This is a genomic window from Streptomyces sp. 3-6 (assembly GCF_056323165.1).
Window position 1 is genome coordinate 361,615 of sequence record NZ_JBWHZP010000001.1, and the last position, 17,409, is coordinate 379,023.

Sequence of the window (17,409 nt, forward strand, 5' to 3'; positions counted from 1 at the left end):
GCGTCGGTGTGACTGGCTGAAGGCGCGACGGACGGCTCAGTAGCCGTCCAGGCTGGACGACTTGCGGATGCCCTGCCCGATGCCGAAGTCGGTGTTCTGAAACAGGATGCCGGTGCTCCGCAGAGCTTCCTTCTCGGAACTCAGGCGGTTCATCAGGTTCTGCACCTGCTCACCCCAGGTCTTGTGCGCTTTCTTCAACGCCGTCGAGGTGACCCACCCGTGCCCGTCCTTCGCAGCGAACGCCTTGACCGCGGCGCCGGTCTCCTCGTCCGCCCAGTCACCGGCCTTGCGGGTGTCGGGCTCGATGTGGTCCTGGATCGCCTTGGCGGCGGCCTTCTTCTGCGCGGGACTGGACGCCAAGTCCTTCGAACCACCGCGCGCGGGGCCCGACGAACCCCCGGGATCGGCCGGATACCCGTTCAACTCCATACCGACCGGACGCCCCGGCCCTCCACCGTCTCCGTACGCCACAATCGCCCCCGTTCAGTTGATTGGCGTGCACCGGCCAGGCTAACAACGCGACTTGGTTTCATGGATCACAGGGGTGCGCCGCCGGACCGGATCCATCAGCCCGGTGATGCAACATGGCGCTGACGCCCGAATCGGCGAACTGCCTGGTGTGCGCCAGCAGTTGCTTAATCCGCCGTGGCGGACCCGTCATCCTTGAGCCGGTCGGTCCGACCGTGACCGCCGAGATCGCTCTTGTACGTCTCGACGATCGCCGTATGTCCGGCCAGACCGACAGGCGTTCCGGCGTTGAGCGCAGAAGTCACCGCTCGACGCCCGCCATCAGGTCGGGCATCCGGGCCTTTCCGCGTGCTTGCTCGTCGAATTGCTCGGGAGCGTCGGTCAGCCGTCCCGCAGCATCGTCCGCAGTGCGTCCCGCAGGGCGACGCGCTCCTGCTCGGACAGGCCCGCCAGTGGCTCCCGGGCGAACCGCAGGGACTCCTGGAGGCTGCCGGCGACCCGCCGGCCCTCGGGCGTCGCCGCCGCCAGCTTCACCCGACGGTCGCCCGGGTCGGGGCGGCGCTCCACCAGGCCCCGTGACTCGAGCCGGTCCACGATGCCGGTGACGTTCGACGGCTCGCACTTCAGCCGCTGCGCCAGCCGGCGCATCGGCAGCGGCTCCAGGGACAGCAGGCTCAGCAGCCGCGCCTGGGCGCCGGTCAGCGCGTGCTCGGCGGCGGCCGACTCGTACTCCTCGTGGTAGCGGGCGACGACCGCGCCGATGAGCTCGACGACCTCCAGGGTCAGGGCGTCGGGTCGGGAGCTGTGCGGTGGGGCCATGCCGTCCAGGGTACCCACTTGCTTGACATCCTGAAATATTCAGGCGCATGGTTGTTTCAGGTACTGAAGTATTTCCAGGAAAGGTGCCCCGCATGACCGACGCCCCCGCACTCCCCGCCACCGGCCGCGCATGGCATCTGCTCAGCCGCCCCGTCGGCTGGCCCGAGCCCAAGGACTTCGACCTCGTCGAGTCGGAGATCCCCGCGCCCGGCGAGGGCGAGGTGCTGGTCCGCAACGCGTACCTCTCGGTGGACCCGTACATGCGCGGCCGGATGAGCGCGGCCAAGTCCTACGTCGCCCCCTACGAGCTCGGCAAGGCCATGCAGGGCGGCGCCGTCGGTGAGGTCATCGCCTCCAACGCCGAGGGCGTGGCCGTCGGCGACCACGTGCTGCACTTCTACGGCTGGCGCGAGTACGCCGTCGTGGAGGCGAAGAACGCCGTCCGCGTGGACCCCGAGGCGGCACCCCTGTCCGCGTACCTGGGCGTGCTCGGCATGACCGGGCTCACCGCCTACGCCGGACTGCTGCGCACGGCCTCCTTCAAGGAGGGCGACTCCGTCTTCGTGTCCGGTGCCGCGGGCGCCGTCGGCAGCCAGGTCGGGCAGATCGCCAAGCTCAAGGGCGCCTCGCGGGTCATCGGCTCCGCCGGCTCCGACGAGAAGGTCGAACTCCTCGTGAAGGAGTACGGCTTCGACGCCGCCTTCAACTACAAGAACGGCAAGGTCAGCGACCAGCTCCGGGAGGCCGCCCCGGACGGGGTCGACATCTACTTCGACAACGTCGGCGGCGACCACCTGGAGGCGGCCATCGGCTCCCTCAACCGGGACGGCCGGATCGCCGTCTGCGGGGCGATCTCCGTCTACAACAACACCGAGCCCGCGCCCGGCCCCCGCAACCTCGCCCGCCTCATCCAGACCCGCGGCCGCATCGAGGGCTTCCTGGTCGGCGACCACTACGACCTGCAGCCGCAGTTCGTCCAGGAGGTCGGCCCCTGGATCCGCTCGGGCGAGCTGAAGTACCGGGAGACCGTCGTCGAGGGCATCGAGAACAACCTCGAGGCGTTCCTCGGAGTCCTGCGCGGCGACAACACCGGAAAGATGATCGTCAAGCTCTGACGGCATCGTCAGCTCTGACGGCACCGCCCGCCCGGCCACCATGAGGGCCGCACCCCGGATGCCGGGGTGCGGCCCTCACGCCGGTCACAGCGCCAGGGCCGCCCGGTGCGCCGCCCGCACCAGCCGCTCGTTCTCCGGGGCCGGCCCGCCGGGGAAGGCGCAGCGGCGCCGGGTGCAGCCGTAGGCCAGGCCGCTGCGCGGGTCGGCGAGGCCCAGGGCGCCCGCCACCCCGCCGTGCCCGAAGGCACCCGCGCCCAGGAAGCGGTACCGGACGTCCGCGACGGCCTCGAACCCGAGCCCGTACGCCGCATGGCCGCCGGTCACCGGGTCGAGGCCGGCCGCGTGCAGCTGGCCGACCTCCGCGATCGTGTCCGCCTTCAGCAGTGGTTCGTGCTCCCCCGTCCCGCTGATCGCCGCCGCGTACAGCCCGGCCAGGCCGCGGGCCGAGGCGATACCGCCCGCCGACGCCGGGCCGGCGGCGCGGACCAGCCGCTCGTTGGGCAGCAGCGCCGGATCGACCGCCCCGTCGGCGTGGCGGTTGAGGGCGATCGACTCCAGGGTGTGCGGCCCGGTGGCCAGCGCGTCCAGCCGCACCTGCTGCGCGGGGGTCGGCGCCATGGGCTGCGTCGCACGGAACCGGGGCTCCTGTGCCGCCGGCAGACCCAGGTGGAGGTCCAGCCCGTACGGCATCCGGACCCGGTCCTCGTACACCTCCTGGAGCCGGTGCCCGGTGGCGCGGCGGACCACCTCGCCGACCAGCGCGCCGATGACGAGGGGATGGGAGCCGCAGGCCGCGCCGGGCCGCCAGAACGGCCGCTGGTCGGCGAGCCGTTCGGCCAGCGCGCGGTCGTCGGCCAGCTCCGCGAGGGTGAAGCCGGTGTCCGTGCCGACCACGCCCGCGCGGTGGGCGACCAGGTCGCGCAGCGTCAGCCCGCCCTTGCCCTCGGCGGCGAACTCCGGCCAGTAGTAGGTGACCTTGCGGTCCAGCTCCAGGGTGCCGTCCTGCACGAGGACCGCCACCACCAGGAACACGGCGCCCTGGGTGGCCTCGTGGACCCCGTAGAGGGTGTCCGGGCCGATGCCCCCGGTCCACAGGTCGACGACCCTGCGGCCGTGCACATGGACGCACAACTGACTCTCGTGGTCCGGCCGTTCCCCGGCCGCGAACGCCGCGAACTCCTCCCGGACCGCCTCGAAACCGTCGGCCACGGTGCCATGGATCTCCTGGGTCATGCGCCCTCCTCAACAGAACGGCCGCCGATGGGCTCCCCCTGGAAGCGGTACGGCGGGGCGGGCCCGTTCGACTCAACGGCGCCCCGCGGCCGCGCGCACGGGCCGGATACAGTGCCCCCATGCGCGATCTCGGGGTGGGTTTCGGATATCTGCTGAGGGGCCAGCGATGGGTGGCCCGGCACGGCAAACAGTACGGTTTCGGGCTGCTGCCGGGGCTCATCACCCTGGTGCTGTACGCGGCGGCGCTCGTCGCGCTCGCGCTCTGGGGCCAGGACGCCGTCGGCTGGGCGACGCCCTTCGCCGACGACTGGTCGAGCCCCTGGCAGGGCCTGTTCCGCGGCTTCCTCACCGCCGTGCTGTTCGCCCTCGCCCTGCTGCTGTCCGTCCTCACCTTCACCGCGATGACCCTGCTCGTCGGGCAGCCCTTCTACGAGAGCCTCTCCGAGAAGGTGGACCGCGACGTGTCGCCCGACGGCACCGCCCCCGAGTCGGACCTGCCGCTGATGCGGGAGCTGTGGATCTCCGCCCGCGACAGCCTGCGGATCATCGCGCGGGCCCTGCTGTGGGCGGTGCTGCTGTTCGCGCTCGGTTTCATCCCGGTCGTCGGCCAGACCGTCGTCCCCGTCGTCGGGTTCTTCGTCACCGGCTTCTTCCTCACCGAGGAGCTCACCGCGGTCGCGCTCCAGCGGCGCGGTGTGGAACTGCGGGACCGGCTCGCCCTCCTGCGGACCCGCAAACGGCTCGTCTGGGGCTTCGGGACACCGCTGGGGCTGGCCTTCCTGGTGCCCTTCGTGGCGGTGTTCCTCATGCCGGGCGCGGTCGCCGGGGCCACCCTCATGGCACGCGAGCTGAGCGGCGAGGAGATCGACGAGGAGGGCACCGGCCGCACCGAGCCGGCCCCGAGCCCGGACGGCGACCTCACGTCCTGAGCCCGGGCCCGGACGGCGCCCCCGTCACGTCTTGAGCCCGCGCCCTGGACGGCGGTCTTACGTCCTGAGCCCGCGCCCGGACGGCGCCCCCCTCACGTCCTGAGCCCGCGCCCGGACAGCCCCCACACGTCCTGAACCCGCGCCCCACCGCGCCGGCCGCCCGCCGGGAACCCTCCCGGAGGGCGGCTGGAGGGTGGCCGGAGGGCGGCCGGCGCGTCTCAGCCGTGGGCGTCCGCCCCGCCCCGCGGGCCACCGGAACGCTCAGCGGCGCCCACCGCCACGGCCACGAGCGACCGCACCTGCGCCACGATGTCCAGCCGGTTCCGCACGAACCCCGGGTCGGTGACCGCCCCCGTCGCCGGATCGGTGTTCCCCGCCCCGAACTCCAGCACCGGCGTGTGCAGATGCCCGCCCGGCAGCGTGCCGTGCAGCCCGAGGCGGTCCCGCAGCAGCGTCGCCCGGTAGGCGATCTCGTTCGACAGGTAGTCGCCGCCGCCCCCGGCTCGTGCCCGGGAGCCGGGCGTCGGCCCGTCCGGCCGCTCCACGGGCCGCGTGGCACCCGCCGGTATCTCGGTCACGCTCGTGTTGTCGTACACCGGCCACCGCCCGGTGTCCGCCGCCACGAGGTCCGCGTACGGCAGGGTCGTCGTCGTCCACTGTGGCTGCGTGGCCGGGTCGTCCACCGGGACGGTCTCCGTGCGCGAGACGTTGTCGTTGTCGGGGAAGCCGCCCCGCCAGGCCCCGTTGGTGCGCTCCACGTCGAACCGGCCCACGCGGCCCTGGCTGACGGTGGTGAACAGGTCGGTCCGCGGCAGGTGCGGCCGCAGCGCCCGCTCCACGGCGCCGTCCCCGAAGTCCCGCCAGCGCACCGGGAAGACGACCGTCTCGATCCGCGCCGGACCGGCCGCCGTGTCGATCACCGTGCCGTCCAGGGCGAGCGCCGCCGCCCCGGACGGATTGGAGATCCGCACGTCCCGGTCCAGAGTGAACGGGTCGAACCCGGTGACCAGCACCCGCTTGAGGCCCTTGCCGTGCGGGTAGCGGATCGCGTCCTGGCCGCGCGAGGACCGCTCCAGATCCCCGATCAGCCGGGCCCGCTCCTGCTCGCCGAGCGCGAACCGCGGCTCCCACGTGCGTAGTTGTCGGGTCATCCCGAGCCGCGCCCAGTACAGCGGCCGGTCGTCGTCGCGGCTCAGGTCGCCGCCCGCCGGGCCGCGGCCCTGCACCCGGTCCACCGCCCGGCGCCACAGCGCACCGCCGTGGCGCAGCACCGCCCTCCGGGCCTGCGGGACGGAGCGTGCCCGGTCGAGCGCCCGCGCGAAGTCCGGCGCCACGTCGTCGAATCCGGAGCGGCGCAGTATCTCCCGGGGCGCCGCCCGGTCCAGGCGTTGTTCCTCGACGGTGGGGGAGAGGGCGCCGCTCCCGGCGGCGGCCCGCCCGGCGGTTGCGGGGGCGGCGGGGGCGGCGGGGGTGGCGGTGGCGGGGGTGGCGACAGCGGTCAGCAGCGCCAGTCCGAGCACACCGGCGCGCACAGGAAGCAGTCTCACGGGGGTGGGGGCCTTTCCGTCGTCGTGGGGTACGTACGTGATGCCGGAGGGGCGCAGTATCGCGTGACGGAAGTGGCCGACGCCATGGTGCCGGAGCGTGGCCGGCGCGGGCCGGTGCGGGCCGTGGCGGTCCCGGGGGCGGGGGGAAGCGGTTCGTTTGTGAAGGGTTCGTACGGGATCCCGGCCCCGAGCACTGATCGGGTAACCCGGGGTCACCTCGAGGATTAGCGTCTGATCCGGGTGGTAGCCATATGAGCAGCCCCGGTCCGGGACCCTGACCCCGGACCGGGGCTCAATGCTGTCCCGGCCGCCGCCGTCACCGCACCGAGAACGCGTACACCGTCTCCGAGCGGTACACCTCACCCGGCCGCAGCACCGTGCTCGGGAAGTCCGGCCGGTTCGGGGAGTCGGGGAAGTGCTGCGTCTCCAGCGCGACGCCCTCACCGGGGGAGAAGGGACCGCCCAGGTGGTCCGCCGTGTACACCTGCATCCCCGGCTCGGTCGTCGACACCGTCAGCACCCGTCCCGAGGCCGGGTCGTACAGCTCGGCGACCTCCTCCGCCGCGGCCGTCACCCCCTTGTCGAGCACGAAGTTGTGGTCGTAGCCGGAACCGGCCGGCCGCGGCCGGCGGAAGTCGAAGCGGGTACCGGTGACGTCCCGCAGCTCACCGGTCGGGATCAGACCGTCGTCGACCGGGGTGAACCGGGAAGCGGCGAGCCGCAGTTCGTGCCCGCCGGCGCTTCCGGAGCCGGCCAGGTTCCAGTACGAGTGGCTGGTCAGGTTCACCACCGTCGGCGCGTCCGTGACCGCCTCGTAGCCGATGCGCAGCGCGCCCCGCTCGTCCAGCGTGTACGTCACCGCCGCCTCCAGCCGGCCGGGGAAGCCCTCCTCGCCGTGCGGGCTGACCCTGGTGAGACGCAGCCCGTGCTCCACCGGCGTCACGTCCCAGGTCCGCCGGTCGAAACCGCCCTCGCCGCCGTGCAGCGCATGCGCCCCCTCGCTGGGAGTGAGCGTGTGCGTCCGCCCGTCCAGCTGGAAGCGGGCGCCACCGATCCGGTTGGCGTACCGCCCGATCACAGCCCCGAGGAACAGGCCCCGGTGCGCGAGATAGCCCTCCGGGCCGGGGAATCCCAGCACCACGCTGCCCGCCCGGCCCGCACGGTCCGGTACCTCGACGTCCTGCACGATGCCGCCGTAGGACAGGACCCGGACCCGGGTCCCGGCCCGCTCCAGGGTCCAGCGGTGGACGGGGGTGCCGTCGGGAAGTGTGCCGAAGAGTTCGTTCATGCGCGGAACATTAGGTGACGGGTTCCTTCGCCGTGACCGCGCGGTGGGCGATCTCCGCGAGCCTGGCCTGGCCGTCGACGCTCGGATGGAAGAAGTCCCAGCGGCTCAACTGCCGGGTGCCGAAGCGGTACTCGTACACCGCGCCGCCGTCGTCACGGCAGCGGCGGTCCTCGGCGCACACCTCCGCCAGCACCCGGTTGTAGTCCTCCACCCGCTCCCGTACCGCCTCCCGGCGCTGGACCGCCGCCGTGTCGAGCGCGTCCGGATCGCCCAGCATCGACGGGCAGATGCCCAGCTTCCACACCTGCTTGCCCATCGCGCTGGTCCGCCCCTGCGACCACAGCCGCTTCAGGTCCGGCACGCTCGCCACGTACACCTGCGTCTTCGGCAGCGCGGTGCGCAGCCGGCGCATCGCGTCCTCGAAGTCGGCGCGGAACTCCTCGACGGGGGTCATGGCGGAGGGGGTGGCCCGGCAGGCGTCGTTCGCCCCCACCATCACCGTCACCAGCTGCGGGGACCGCCGCACCGCCCGGTCGATCTGCCCGGGCAGGTCCGCCATCCGCGCGCCCGTCACCGCGTAGTTCCAGCTCCGCCCGGCGGCCCCCGCCCGGCCCAGCAGCCGCACGGCGAGACTGTCCACCCGCTCACTGTCCCCCGTCGCCCACGACACCTCCGGGCAGTCCGTCAGCACCCCGCAGGCGTCGAAACCGGTGGTGATGGAGTCACCGACGGCCGCCACGGACGCCGGGCTGGTGTCCCACAGGGGCGTGGGGCTCGGCGCCGGGCTCCCCCGCTGCGCCCCCGAGCCGGACGGTGCCGGGGTGTCACCCCCCACGGCGTCGCAGCCCGCCACGCCCAGCACGGCGGCCGCCACCGCGGCCAGGACGGCCCGCGCGCGCCCCCCGCGCCGTCGCCTGCCCTGCTCCATTCCGGCCGCCTCCCCGCGTGTCGCCGTGATCCGGTCGTGTCACCGCGCGGGCCTGCCGCGCCGCGGACGTGTGGTTCCCCCATCGTTCCCAACTCGCGGCAACGACACAGGGTTCCCACCCGGACGGAGGCAACGACACCCACCCGTACAGGCGTCCTGCCGGGTGAATGGCGGGCGTTTCCGGGCGGCCGGACCGACGGTACGTCACACTCCTTGCGCCGACGCACGGTAGCCTCGCCATCAACGTGGCCGCCCCGGTCACGGCCGTTCCGCCCGCCTACAAGATGTCCCGCTCTGTCCGGAGGTTCCGGTGACGACACGTGGAGTTCTGTACGTGCACTCCGCGCCGCGCGCGCTGTGCCCGCACGTCGAGTGGGCCGTCGCCGGGGTGCTCGGCACGCGCGTCAGCCTCGACTGGATCCGCCAGCCGGCCGCCCCCGGCACCTGGCGCTCGGAGTTCTCCTGGCAGGGCCAGGCCGCCACCGCATCCAAGCTGGCCTCCGCGCTGCGCGGCTGGCAGATGCTGCGCTTCGAGGTCACCGCCGAGCCCAGCCCCGGCGCCGAGGGCGAGCGCTACAGCTGCACCCCCGACCTGGGCATCTTCCACGCGGTCACCGGCATCCACGGCGACATCCTCATCCCCGAGGACCGCCTGCGCGCCGCCCTCCTGCGCTCCACGACCGGCGAGACCGACCTCGAGGCCGAGATCGCCAAGCTCCTCGGCAAGCCCTGGGACGACGAACTCGAACCCTTCCGCCACGCCGGCGAAGGAGCCCCCGTCCGCTGGCTCCACCAGGTCGTCTGACCCACCCCCACAGCGCAGACCCCCAGGGGCGCGCAGAACCGCCCACGGAGCAGCACCCCCCGCACTGGACGGAAAACGTCACCCCTCCAGGGGCGCGGGGAACCGCGCACAGAGCAGCAACCCCCTGCACGGGACGGAAAACGTCACCCCTCCAGGGGCGCGGGGAACCGCGCACGCAGCGACAACCCCCCGAACTGGACGGGAAACGTCACCCCTCCAGGGGCGCGGGGAACCGCGCACAGCTCAGCAACACCCAGCACTGGACGGGATACGTCACGCTCTCAGGGGCGCGGGGAACCGCGCACAGAGCGACAACCCCCCGCCCCCGACGGGAAACGTCAACCCCCCAGGGGCGCGAGGAACCGCGCACACCCCCCCAACGACAGATGGGGCCCCGCCCCCACCGGGAGCGAAACCCCACCCACCAAGCCGACGGCAGTCACACCGTGCGGAACGCCAACACCACGTTGTGCCCCCCGAACCCGAACGAATCGTTCAGCGCAGCGATCCGCCCGTCCACCGGCAGCTTCCGCGCCTCCCCCCGCACGACATCCGCGTTCGCGGCCGCCTCGGGGTCGAGGTTCTCCACGTTGATCGTCGGCGGAGCCACCCGGTGGTACAGCGCGAGCACCGTCGCCACCGACTCCACACCGCCCGCACCACCCAGCAGGTGCCCGGTCATCGACTTCGTCGCGGACACCGCCATGTGGTCCGCGTCGTCGCCGAACACCTTCCGCAGCGCCTTGAGCTCGGCGATGTCCCCGGCCGGCGTCGACGTCGCGTGCGCGTTGACGTGCACGATCTCCGCCGGGTCCAGGTCGGTGCGGTCCAGCAGGCTCTGCAGGGCGTGCGAGATGCCCCGCCCCTCCGGCTCCGGCTGCACGATGTCGTGCGAGTCGGCGGAGATGCCCTGGCCGACGGCCTCCGCGTAGACGCGGGCGCCGCGCGCGGCGGCGTGCTCGGCCGACTCCAGGACGATGACGCCGGCGCCCTCACCGAGCACGAAGCCGTCCCGGGCGACGTCGTAGGGGCGCGAGGCGCCCTCGGGGTCGTCGTTGTTCTTGGACATCGCCATCATGTTGCCGAACGCGGCGATGGGCAGCGGGTGGATCGCCGCCTCGGTGCCGCCCGCGACGACGACGTCGGCACGGCCGGTGCGGATCATCTCGATGGCGTAGCCGATGGCCTCCGCACCCGACGCGCACGCCGAGACCGGCGTGTGCACGCCCGCACGGGCGCCCACGGCCAGGCCCACGTTCGCCGAGGGGCCGTTCGGCATCAGCATGGGGACGGTGTGCGGGGAGACGCGGCGGACGCCCTTCTCCTTCAGCACGTCGTACTGGCCCAGCAGGGTCGTCACGCCGCCGATGCCGGAGGCGATGACCGCGCCCAGCCGGTCCGGGTCGACCTTGGGGTCTTCACCGGCCGGGGCTTCGTAACCGGCGTCGGCCCACGCCTCCTTGGCCGCGACCAGCGCGAACTGCGCCGAGCGGTCCAGGCGGCGGGCCTGCGGCCGGGGGATGACCTCGGTCGGCTCCACGGCCACCGGGGCCGCGATACGGACCGCCTGCTCGGCGGCCCACTCCTGCTCCAGGGGCTTGACGCCGGAACGTCCGGCGACCAGGCCCTCCCAGGTCGAGGCTGCGTCGCCACCCAGCGGTGTGGTTGCGCCGATACCGGTGACGACCACGGTGCGATTGGTCGGGCTCATCGGAATTCTTTCTCCAACGGATCTACGAGGATTCGTACGGCGCCACCGCCGGGTGGCGGGGCCGGGGGCTCCCGGCCCAAGCAGGGCTCAGGCCTGGTGCTTGAGGATGTACTCGGTCGCGTCGCCGACCGTCTTGAGGTTCTTGACGTCGTCGTCCGGGATCTTGACGTCGAAGCGCTCTTCGGCGGCGACGACGACCTCGACCATGGACAGCGAGTCGACGTCCAGGTCGTCGGTGAAGGACTTGTCCAGCTGGACGTCCTCAACCGGGATGCCGGCGATCTCGTTCACGATCTCCGCGAGACCGGCGACGATCTCTTCCTGAGTGGCGGCCATGATGGCGCTCCTTCGCAGTGATTCCAGAGGGTGTGGCGCCCGCCGCGTCAGCGGCAGGTGTTGCGGTTGCCGTACCGGACCGGGTGATCCGGCACGGAGTGCCTAGGGGAGGGTAACGACCGTAGCGGCGTACACGAGACCCGCCCCGAAGCCGATGACGAGCGCGGTGTCGCCGCTCTTCGCCTCGCCGGTCGCCAGGAGCCGCTCCATCGCGAGCGGGATCGAGGCGGCCGAGGTGTTGCCGGTGGTGCGGATGTCACGGGCGACCGTGACGTGCTCCGGCAGCTTCAGGGTCTTCACCATCGAGTCGATGATCCGCACGTTGGCCTGGTGCGGGATGAAGACGTCCAGTTCTTCGGGGCTGACGCCGGCCGCGTCCAGCGCCTGCTGGGCGACCTTCGCCATCTCGAACACGGCCCAGCGGAACACCGCCTGGCCCTCCTGGGTGATCGCCGGGAACTTGATGTTCCCCTCGCTGTCCAGGGGGAGTTCGGAGACGTCGCCGACCCTGTACCGGTCCCATGGGACGGTCTGCTTGATGGTCTCGGACTTGTCGCCCTCCGAGCCCCACACCGTCGGGCCGATCGCCGGCTCCTGCGAGGGGCCGACGACGACGGCGCCCGCGCCGTCACCGAACAGGAAGGCCGTGGCCCGGTCCTCCAGGTCGGTCAGGTCGCTGAGCCGCTCCACGCCGATGACCAGGACGTACTCCGCGGACCCCTCGACGACCATGCCCTTGGCGAGGGTGAGCCCGTAGCCGAAGCCCGCGCAGCCCGCCGAGATGTCGAAGGCCGCGGCCTTGTCCGTACCCAGCTTGTCCGCGATCTCGGTGGCGATCGCCGGCGTCTGGGCGAAGTGGGAGACGGTGGAGACGACGACGGCGCCGATCTGGTCGGCGCTGATCCCGGCGGCGGCGATGGCCTTGCCGGACGCCTCGACGGACATCGCCGCGACGGTCTCCTCGGGCGAGGCCCAGTGCCGGGTCTCGATGCCGGAGCGCGAGCGGATCCACTCGTCGGAGGAGTCGATCGTCTCCAGGATCACCTCGTTCGGCACCACGCGCGTGGGCCGGTAGCCGCCCACGCCGAGGATGCGCGCGTACGGGGCGCCCTTGCTGGGCTTGATCTTCGCCATGCGGGGCTCCTTAGGGCGGTCAGGCGGCGTGCTCGGCGATGAGCTCGCGGGCCGCGTCGAGGTCGGCGGGGGTCTTCAGGGCCAGCGTCTTCACACCCGGCAGGGCGCGCTTGGCCAGCCCGGTCAGGGTGCCGCCGGGGCAGACCTCCAGCAGCGCGGTGACCCCGAGCTCCTTGAAGGTCTCCATGCACAGGTCCCAGCGGACCGGGTTCGCCACCTGGCCGACCAGGCGCTGGAGCACCTCGGCACCGGTCGCGACGGCCCGGCCGTCCTTGTTCGACACGTAGGTGACCTGCGGGTCGCCCGGCGTGAGCGCCTCGGCGGCCTTCGCCAGCGTGTCGACGGCCGGACCCATGTGGTGCGTGTGGAACGCGCCGGCGACCTGGAGCATCACGACCCGGCGCACGCCCTCGGGCTTGTCCGCCTCCAGCGCGGCCAGCTGCTCCCTGGTGCCGGCCGCGACGATCTGGCCGGCGCCGTTGATGTTCGCCGGGGTCAGGCCCAGCTTCTCCAGGTGCGCCACGGTGGTGTCGGGGTCGCCGCCGAGCAGCGCCGCCATGCCGGTCTCGGTGATCGCCGCCGCGTCGGCCATGGCCAGGCCCCGCTTGCGGACCAGGGAGAGGGCGGCGGTGTCGTCGAGGACCCCCGCGAACGCGGCGGCGGTGATCTCACCGACGCTGTGACCGGCGACCGCTCCGGGCCGGACGTCCGACAGCCCGCCGAGCGCGGACGCGGACAGCAGCCCGGCCGCCACCAGCAGCGGCTGGGCGACGGCCGTGTCGCGGATCGCGTCGGCGTCGGCCTTCGTGCCGTAGTGGGCGAGGTCGAGTCCGATGGCGTCGGACCAGCCGGCGACGCGGTCCGCGGCACCGGGCAGGTCGAGCCATTCAGTCAGGAAGCCGGGCGTCTGAGCGCCCTGGCCGGGAGCGACGAGTACGAGCACTCTCACACTCTCTCTTGGGGACGGCCGGGGCCGCCCGTGAGGACAAGGACGAAGAACACGAAGGGCTTTTGTGGAGCCCCGACAAAAGACTAGGACTGAAGATCGCCGTCAGCCAGACGCCCCAGGATCAGGGCGATCCGCAAGGTGAAGGCAGAGCGTACATCGGAGGGTGACCAACCGGTGACGTCCGTCACACGTCGGAGCCGGTACCGCACGGTGTTGGGGTGAACGAACAGCATCCGCGCGGCACCCTCCAGACTGCTCGCCTGCTCCAGATAGACGCTCAGCGTCTCCAGCAGAGCGGCCCCCGCCTCCTCCAGCGGTCTGTAGATCTCCTCCACCAACTGCTCGCGCGCCGAAGGGTCTCCGGCCATGGCCCGCTCCGGCAGCAGGTCGTCGGCGAGCACCGGGCGCGGCGCGTCCTGCCAGGCGGTGCACGCCTTCAGACCGGCCGCCGCGGCCTGCGCGGAGCGGGTGGCGGCCAGCAGGTCCGGCACCACCGGGCCCGCCACGACCGGACCGGCCGCGTACGGGCCGATCAGCGACTTGGCGACGGCGAGCGGGTTGTCGCTGCCGCCCGCGATCACCACCAGGCGGTGGCCGAGCACCCCGGTCAGCACCTGCAGCTTGGCGTGCCGGGCGGCGCGCCGGATCGCCTCCACCGTCAGCTCCGAGTCGCCGTCCGGCGCGGTCCCCAGCACCACGCACACGTGCTCCGGCGAGTTCCACCCCAGGGCGGCGGCCCGCGACACGGCGCCCTCGTCGGCCTCCCCGCTGAGCACGGCGTTCACCACCAGCGACTCCAGGCGCGCGTCCCAGGCACCCCGTGCCTCGGCGGCCTGCGCGTACACCTGGGCGGTCGCGAAGGCGATCTCCCGCGCGTAGACCAGGAGCGCCTCGCGGAGGATCGACTCGTCGCCCGGGGCGGCCACCTCGTCGATGGCGGACTCCATGACCTCGATCGTGGTGCGCACCATCTCCACGGTCTGCCGCAGCGTGATCGCCCGGGTCAGCTCGCGCGGCGCCGTGCCGAAGACGTCGGTGGAGATGGCCTGCGGGGCGTCCGGGCGCCGGAACCACTCGGTGAACGCGGCGATGCCCGCCTGGGCGACCAGCCCGATCCAGGACCGGTTCTCCGGTGGCATCGCCCGGTACCAGGGCAGGGTCTCGTCCATGCGCGCGATGGCCTGCGCGGCGAGACTGCCGGAGGACTGCTCCAGCCGCTTCAGCGTCGCGGCATGCGGGTGGGCGGGGCGGACTGCGGCGTCGGGCTTACTGGTTTCGGGTTCGGGCACGGGGACAAGACTGCCTCATCCGGGCAACCGGGTGGCCCGCCGGGTCCGGAGCGGGCTCTCCGGCCCCGGGACTACGGTGGACGGCGTGATGCACGTACGGCGCGCCGACGAGCGCTACCGGGGCGGCGACCCGGCGGCCGGGATCACCACCCGGCACGCCTTCTCCTTCGGCCCCCACTACGACCCCGACAACCTCCGCTTCGGCGCGGTGATCGCCTGCAACGAGGAGCACCTGGCCCCCGGCGCCGGCTTCGACGAGCACCCGCACAGCCACACCGAGATCGTCACGTGGGTCGTGGAGGGCGAGCTGACCCACCGCGACTCCACGGGCGAGGAGACGGTGATCCGCCCCGGCGACGTCCAACGCCTGAGCGCCGCGTCCGGCGTCCGCCACGTCGAACGCAACGCCGGCCCGGCTCCCCTCGTCTTCCTCCAGATGTGGCTGGCCCCGCTCGAGCCGGGCGGCGAACCCTTCTACGAAGTCGTCCGCGGCATAGCCGACTCCACCCCCTACGCCCTCCCGGAAGCCGCCGCCATGCTCCACGTCCGCCGGCTGGCGGCGGGGGAGCGCACGGCGGTACCGGACGCGGCGTACGTCTACGCCCACGTGGTGCGGGGCGAGGTCACCCTGGACGGTGAGCGCCTCGGCCCGGGCGACTCGGCGCGCCTCACCGGTCCCGAGGGGGTCGCGGCGGTCGCGGGGGACGCGCCGGCGGAACTGCTGCTGTGGGAGATGCGGGGCGCCTGAGGCGGCAGGAGTCGTCTGCTCCGTCCCGCCGGGGTGTCCTACGCCGTCGCGTCCGGCCCGGACGGGGCGATCTCGGCGATCAGGCCCTCGACCAAGGCCCTGATCTCGTCGCGGATCGGGCGGACCGCGTCGACCCCCTGCCCGGCCGGGTCGTCGAGCTTCCAGTCCAGGTAGCGCTTGCCGGGGAAGACGGGGCAGGTGTCGCCGCAGCCCATGGCGACGCACACGTCGGACTCCCTCACCGCGTCCACGGTGAGGACCTTCGGGACCTCGGCGGCGATGTCGATGCCGACCTCGGCCATCGCGGCGACGGCCGCCGGGTTGACCCGCTCGCCCGGGTCGGAGCCGGCGGAACGCACCTCGACGCGGTCCCCGGCCAGGTGGGTGAGCCAGGCGGCGGCCATCTGGGAGCGGCCCGCGTTGTGGACGCAGACGAACAGGACGGACGGCTTGTTGCCGGTGCGCTCGGGCATGAAGGGCTCTCTCGTCTCGCGTCGACTGCCCACCGCCGGCATCAACATCCGCTGATATCAGGGGGCGGTGATGTGACAGTATCAGCGCATGCTGACTTCAGTCGATCCTGATGTGATCCGGGCACTGGGCGATCCGCTCCGGCTGCGGATCGTGACCCTGCTGGCGCGCGAGACGCTGTGCACCACGCACCTGGTGGAGGAGACCGGGGCCAAGCAGACCAACCTGTCCAACCACATGAAGGTGCTGCGCGAGGCCGGGTTGGTGGAGACCGAGCCGTGCGGCCGCTTCACCTACTACAAGCTCAAGCCCGAGGTCCTGGCCGGACTCTCCGGCCAGTTCGCCGCGCTCGCCGAATCCGCCCGCACCGCCGCCGAGAACAAGAGGGCCTGCCCGTGACCTCCGCCGAGCCCACCACCGCCCGCGCCCGGAGCGCGGGTGCGGCCGGGGACGACTCGATCGTCAAGAAGCTCTCCACCCTCGACCGCTACCTCGCGGTGTGGATCCTGCTCGCCATGGCCGTCGGGCTCGGGCTCGGCAGGCTCGTCCCCGGGCTGAACGACGCGCTCGCGACGGTGGAGCTCGGCGGGGTCTCCCTGCCGATCGCGCTCGGCCTGCTGGTCATGATGTATCCGGTGCTGGCGAAGGTCCGCTACGACCGGCTCGACGCCGTCACCGGTGACCGGAAGCTGATGGTTTCCTCGCTGGTCGTCAACTGGATCGTCGGTCCGGCGGTCATGTTCGCGCTCGCGTGGATCTTCCTGCCGGACCTGCCCGAGTACCGCACCGGCCTGATCATCGTCGGCCTGGCCCGCTGCATCGCCATGGTCATCATCTGGAACGACCTCGCCTGCGGCGACCGCGAGGCCGCAGCCGTCCTCGTCGCCGTGAACTCGGTCTTCCAGGTCCTCGCCTTCGGCCTGCTCGGCTGGTTCTACCTCGACCTGCTGCCCGGCCGGCTGGGCCTCGGCGACGGCGAGCACCTCGACATCTCCCTGTGGAAGATCGCGCTGAACGTCGTCGTCTTCCTCGGCATCCCGCTGCTGGCCGGCTTCCTCACCCGCCGCCTGGGCGAGAAGAAGCTCGGCCGCGCCGATTACGAGCAGCGGTTCCTGCCGAAGATCGGCCCCTGGGCGCTGTACGGGCTGCTGTTCACGATCGTCATCCTCTTCGCGTTGCAGGGGAAGACCATCACGTCGCAGCCGCTGGACGTCATCCGGATCGCGCTGCCGCTGCTGGTGTACTTCGCCGTGATGTTCTTCGGCACGTTCCTGCTCGGCAAGGGCCTGGGCCTGGCCTACGACCGCACGGCGACCCTTGCCTTCACGGCGGCGGGCAACAACTTCGAGCTGGCCATCGCCGTCGCCATCGCCACCTTCGGCGTCACCTCCGGCCAGGCCCTCTCCGGTGTCGTGGGCCCGCTCATCGAGGTGCCGGTGCTGATCGGCCTGGTCCACGTCGCGCTCGTCTGGCGACGGAGGTTCGCCCCGGGCGCGGTGACGACGGCCCCGTGACGCGGTGGACGGACGGGGTGGTGGTCGGCGGCGGTCAGGCAGGCCCGCCGCCGGCACGTGGGGGACTCGCTGCTCCCGTCCTCCCGGCGGGCACTCCTGGCTGCCCGGCCGGCCCGTGCCCTCCC

At 72.7% G+C, this 17,409-nt stretch carries 18 protein-coding genes; 6 read left to right on the forward strand and 12 right to left on the reverse strand.

Going from position 1 to position 17,409, the window contains the following annotated elements:
• Positions 1 to 36: 36 nt before the first annotated feature.
• Both AC02VZ_RS01455 and AC02VZ_RS01460 read right to left on the reverse strand, forming a co-directional pair.
• The gene (locus AC02VZ_RS01455; protein WP_476474297.1) at positions 37 to 360 is read right to left on the reverse strand and encodes a hypothetical protein; all 324 of its coding nucleotides are present in this window, start codon (positions 358 to 360) and stop codon (positions 37 to 39) included.
• A gap of 489 nt (positions 361 to 849) precedes the next feature.
• Positions 850 to 1,287 carry a MarR family winged helix-turn-helix transcriptional regulator gene (locus AC02VZ_RS01460; protein ID WP_384673023.1) on the reverse strand — a complete coding sequence of 146 codons (438 nt, stop codon included), beginning with the start codon at positions 1,285 to 1,287 and terminating at the stop codon, positions 850 to 852.
• Between the two features lie 92 nt (positions 1,288 to 1,379).
• Here AC02VZ_RS01460 and AC02VZ_RS01465 point away from each other — a divergent pair, with 92 nt between their 5' ends.
• Positions 1,380 to 2,402 (forward strand): NADP-dependent oxidoreductase, encoded by a 1,023-nt coding sequence (locus tag AC02VZ_RS01465; RefSeq protein WP_164338573.1) that lies wholly within the window; start codon positions 1,380 to 1,382, stop codon positions 2,400 to 2,402.
• A gap of 84 nt (positions 2,403 to 2,486) precedes the next feature.
• Here AC02VZ_RS01465 and AC02VZ_RS01470 read toward each other — a convergent pair whose 3' ends face one another.
• On the reverse strand, positions 2,487 to 3,635 hold the full coding sequence (locus AC02VZ_RS01470; RefSeq protein ID WP_476474298.1) for a serine hydrolase domain-containing protein: 1,149 nt from the start codon (positions 3,633 to 3,635) through the stop codon (positions 2,487 to 2,489).
• 119 nt (positions 3,636 to 3,754) lie between these two features.
• On the opposite strand from AC02VZ_RS01470, the gene AC02VZ_RS01475 reads away from it, so the two are divergent.
• On the forward strand, positions 3,755 to 4,564 hold the full coding sequence (locus tag AC02VZ_RS01475; protein ID WP_205079312.1) for an EI24 domain-containing protein: 810 nt from the start codon (positions 3,755 to 3,757) through the stop codon (positions 4,562 to 4,564).
• Positions 4,565 to 4,782: 218 nt separating this feature from the next.
• Here AC02VZ_RS01475 and AC02VZ_RS01480 read toward each other — a convergent pair whose 3' ends face one another.
• From AC02VZ_RS01480 to AC02VZ_RS01490, 3 genes are all read right to left on the reverse strand, one after another.
• Complete coding sequence (locus AC02VZ_RS01480; RefSeq protein ID WP_476474299.1) at positions 4,783 to 6,111, reverse strand: pyroglutamyl-peptidase I; 1,329 nt, start codon at positions 6,109 to 6,111, stop codon at positions 4,783 to 4,785.
• A 316-nt stretch (positions 6,112 to 6,427) separates the two neighbouring features.
• On the reverse strand, positions 6,428 to 7,399 hold the full coding sequence (locus AC02VZ_RS01485) for an aldose epimerase family protein (protein WP_476474300.1): 972 nt from the start codon (positions 7,397 to 7,399) through the stop codon (positions 6,428 to 6,430).
• Positions 7,400 to 7,409: 10 nt separating this feature from the next.
• The gene (locus AC02VZ_RS01490; RefSeq protein WP_476474301.1) at positions 7,410 to 8,327 is read right to left on the reverse strand and encodes an SGNH/GDSL hydrolase family protein; all 918 of its coding nucleotides are present in this window, start codon (positions 8,325 to 8,327) and stop codon (positions 7,410 to 7,412) included.
• Between the two features lie 310 nt (positions 8,328 to 8,637).
• Here AC02VZ_RS01490 and AC02VZ_RS01495 point away from each other — a divergent pair, with 310 nt between their 5' ends.
• Complete coding sequence (locus tag AC02VZ_RS01495; RefSeq protein WP_164338948.1) at positions 8,638 to 9,132, forward strand: DUF3145 domain-containing protein; 495 nt, start codon at positions 8,638 to 8,640, stop codon at positions 9,130 to 9,132.
• A gap of 439 nt (positions 9,133 to 9,571) precedes the next feature.
• On the opposite strand, the gene AC02VZ_RS01500 is transcribed toward AC02VZ_RS01495, so the two are convergent.
• The 5 genes from AC02VZ_RS01500 to fasR all read right to left on the reverse strand — a co-directional run bounded on the left by AC02VZ_RS01500 (position 9,572) and on the right by fasR (position 14,551).
• Positions 9,572 to 10,843, reverse strand: coding sequence for a beta-ketoacyl-[acyl-carrier-protein] synthase family protein (locus tag AC02VZ_RS01500; protein ID WP_476474302.1), 1,272 nt, complete (start codon positions 10,841 to 10,843; stop codon positions 9,572 to 9,574).
• A gap of 87 nt (positions 10,844 to 10,930) precedes the next feature.
• The gene (locus tag AC02VZ_RS01505; protein WP_004988657.1) at positions 10,931 to 11,179 is read right to left on the reverse strand and encodes an acyl carrier protein; all 249 of its coding nucleotides are present in this window, start codon (positions 11,177 to 11,179) and stop codon (positions 10,931 to 10,933) included.
• 102 nt (positions 11,180 to 11,281) lie between these two features.
• Complete coding sequence (locus tag AC02VZ_RS01510) at positions 11,282 to 12,313, reverse strand: beta-ketoacyl-ACP synthase 3 (protein ID WP_476474303.1); 1,032 nt, start codon at positions 12,311 to 12,313, stop codon at positions 11,282 to 11,284.
• Positions 12,314 to 12,332: 19 nt separating this feature from the next.
• Complete coding sequence (locus tag AC02VZ_RS01515; RefSeq protein ID WP_476474304.1) at positions 12,333 to 13,256, reverse strand: ACP S-malonyltransferase; 924 nt, start codon at positions 13,254 to 13,256, stop codon at positions 12,333 to 12,335.
• Positions 13,257 to 13,345: 89 nt separating this feature from the next.
• On the reverse strand, positions 13,346 to 14,551 hold the full coding sequence (gene fasR, locus AC02VZ_RS01520; protein WP_437030195.1) for a fatty acid biosynthesis transcriptional regulator FasR: 1,206 nt from the start codon (positions 14,549 to 14,551) through the stop codon (positions 13,346 to 13,348).
• Positions 14,552 to 14,639: 88 nt separating this feature from the next.
• Between fasR and AC02VZ_RS01525 the strand changes: the two genes are divergently transcribed.
• Positions 14,640 to 15,299, forward strand: coding sequence for a pirin family protein (locus AC02VZ_RS01525; protein ID WP_476474532.1), 660 nt, complete (start codon positions 14,640 to 14,642; stop codon positions 15,297 to 15,299).
• A gap of 38 nt (positions 15,300 to 15,337) precedes the next feature.
• Here AC02VZ_RS01525 and AC02VZ_RS01530 read toward each other — a convergent pair whose 3' ends face one another.
• On the reverse strand, positions 15,338 to 15,772 hold the full coding sequence (locus AC02VZ_RS01530) for an arsenate reductase ArsC (protein WP_476474305.1): 435 nt from the start codon (positions 15,770 to 15,772) through the stop codon (positions 15,338 to 15,340).
• Positions 15,773 to 15,860: 88 nt separating this feature from the next.
• On the opposite strand from AC02VZ_RS01530, the gene AC02VZ_RS01535 reads away from it, so the two are divergent.
• On the forward strand, positions 15,861 to 16,169 hold the full coding sequence (locus tag AC02VZ_RS01535; RefSeq protein ID WP_432054347.1) for an ArsR/SmtB family transcription factor: 309 nt from the start codon (positions 15,861 to 15,863) through the stop codon (positions 16,167 to 16,169).
• Positions 16,166 to 17,284, forward strand: coding sequence for an ACR3 family arsenite efflux transporter (gene arsB, locus AC02VZ_RS01540; protein ID WP_476474306.1), 1,119 nt, complete (start codon positions 16,166 to 16,168; stop codon positions 17,282 to 17,284). The genes AC02VZ_RS01535 and arsB overlap by 4 nt, the downstream gene beginning before the upstream one ends.
• Positions 17,285 to 17,409 lie beyond the last annotated feature (125 nt).

Bases quoted from the DNA above. Each gene is read 5' to 3' on its own strand.
- AC02VZ_RS01460 (WP_384673023.1), bottom strand. From the start codon at position 1,287: ATGGCCCCACCGCACAGCTCCCGACCCGACGCCCTGACCCTGGAGGTC.
- AC02VZ_RS01465 (WP_164338573.1), top strand. From the start codon at position 1,380: ATGACCGACGCCCCCGCACTCCCCGCCACCGGCCGCGCATGGCATCTG.
- AC02VZ_RS01470 (WP_476474298.1), bottom strand. From the start codon at position 3,635: ATGACCCAGGAGATCCATGGCACCGTGGCCGACGGTTTCGAGGCGGTC.
- AC02VZ_RS01475 (WP_205079312.1), top strand. From the start codon at position 3,755: ATGCGCGATCTCGGGGTGGGTTTCGGATATCTGCTGAGGGGCCAGCGA.
- AC02VZ_RS01485 (WP_476474300.1), bottom strand. From the start codon at position 7,399: ATGAACGAACTCTTCGGCACACTTCCCGACGGCACCCCCGTCCACCGC.
- AC02VZ_RS01490 (WP_476474301.1), bottom strand. From the start codon at position 8,327: ATGGAGCAGGGCAGGCGACGGCGCGGGGGGCGCGCGCGGGCCGTCCTG.
- AC02VZ_RS01500 (WP_476474302.1), bottom strand. From the start codon at position 10,843: ATGAGCCCGACCAATCGCACCGTGGTCGTCACCGGTATCGGCGCAACC.
- AC02VZ_RS01505 (WP_004988657.1), bottom strand. From the start codon at position 11,179: ATGGCCGCCACTCAGGAAGAGATCGTCGCCGGTCTCGCGGAGATCGTG.
- AC02VZ_RS01510 (WP_476474303.1), bottom strand. From the start codon at position 12,313: ATGGCGAAGATCAAGCCCAGCAAGGGCGCCCCGTACGCGCGCATCCTC.
- AC02VZ_RS01525 (WP_476474532.1), top strand. From the start codon at position 14,640: ATGCACGTACGGCGCGCCGACGAGCGCTACCGGGGCGGCGACCCGGCG.
- AC02VZ_RS01530 (WP_476474305.1), bottom strand. From the start codon at position 15,772: ATGCCCGAGCGCACCGGCAACAAGCCGTCCGTCCTGTTCGTCTGCGTC.
- AC02VZ_RS01535 (WP_432054347.1), top strand. From the start codon at position 15,861: ATGCTGACTTCAGTCGATCCTGATGTGATCCGGGCACTGGGCGATCCG.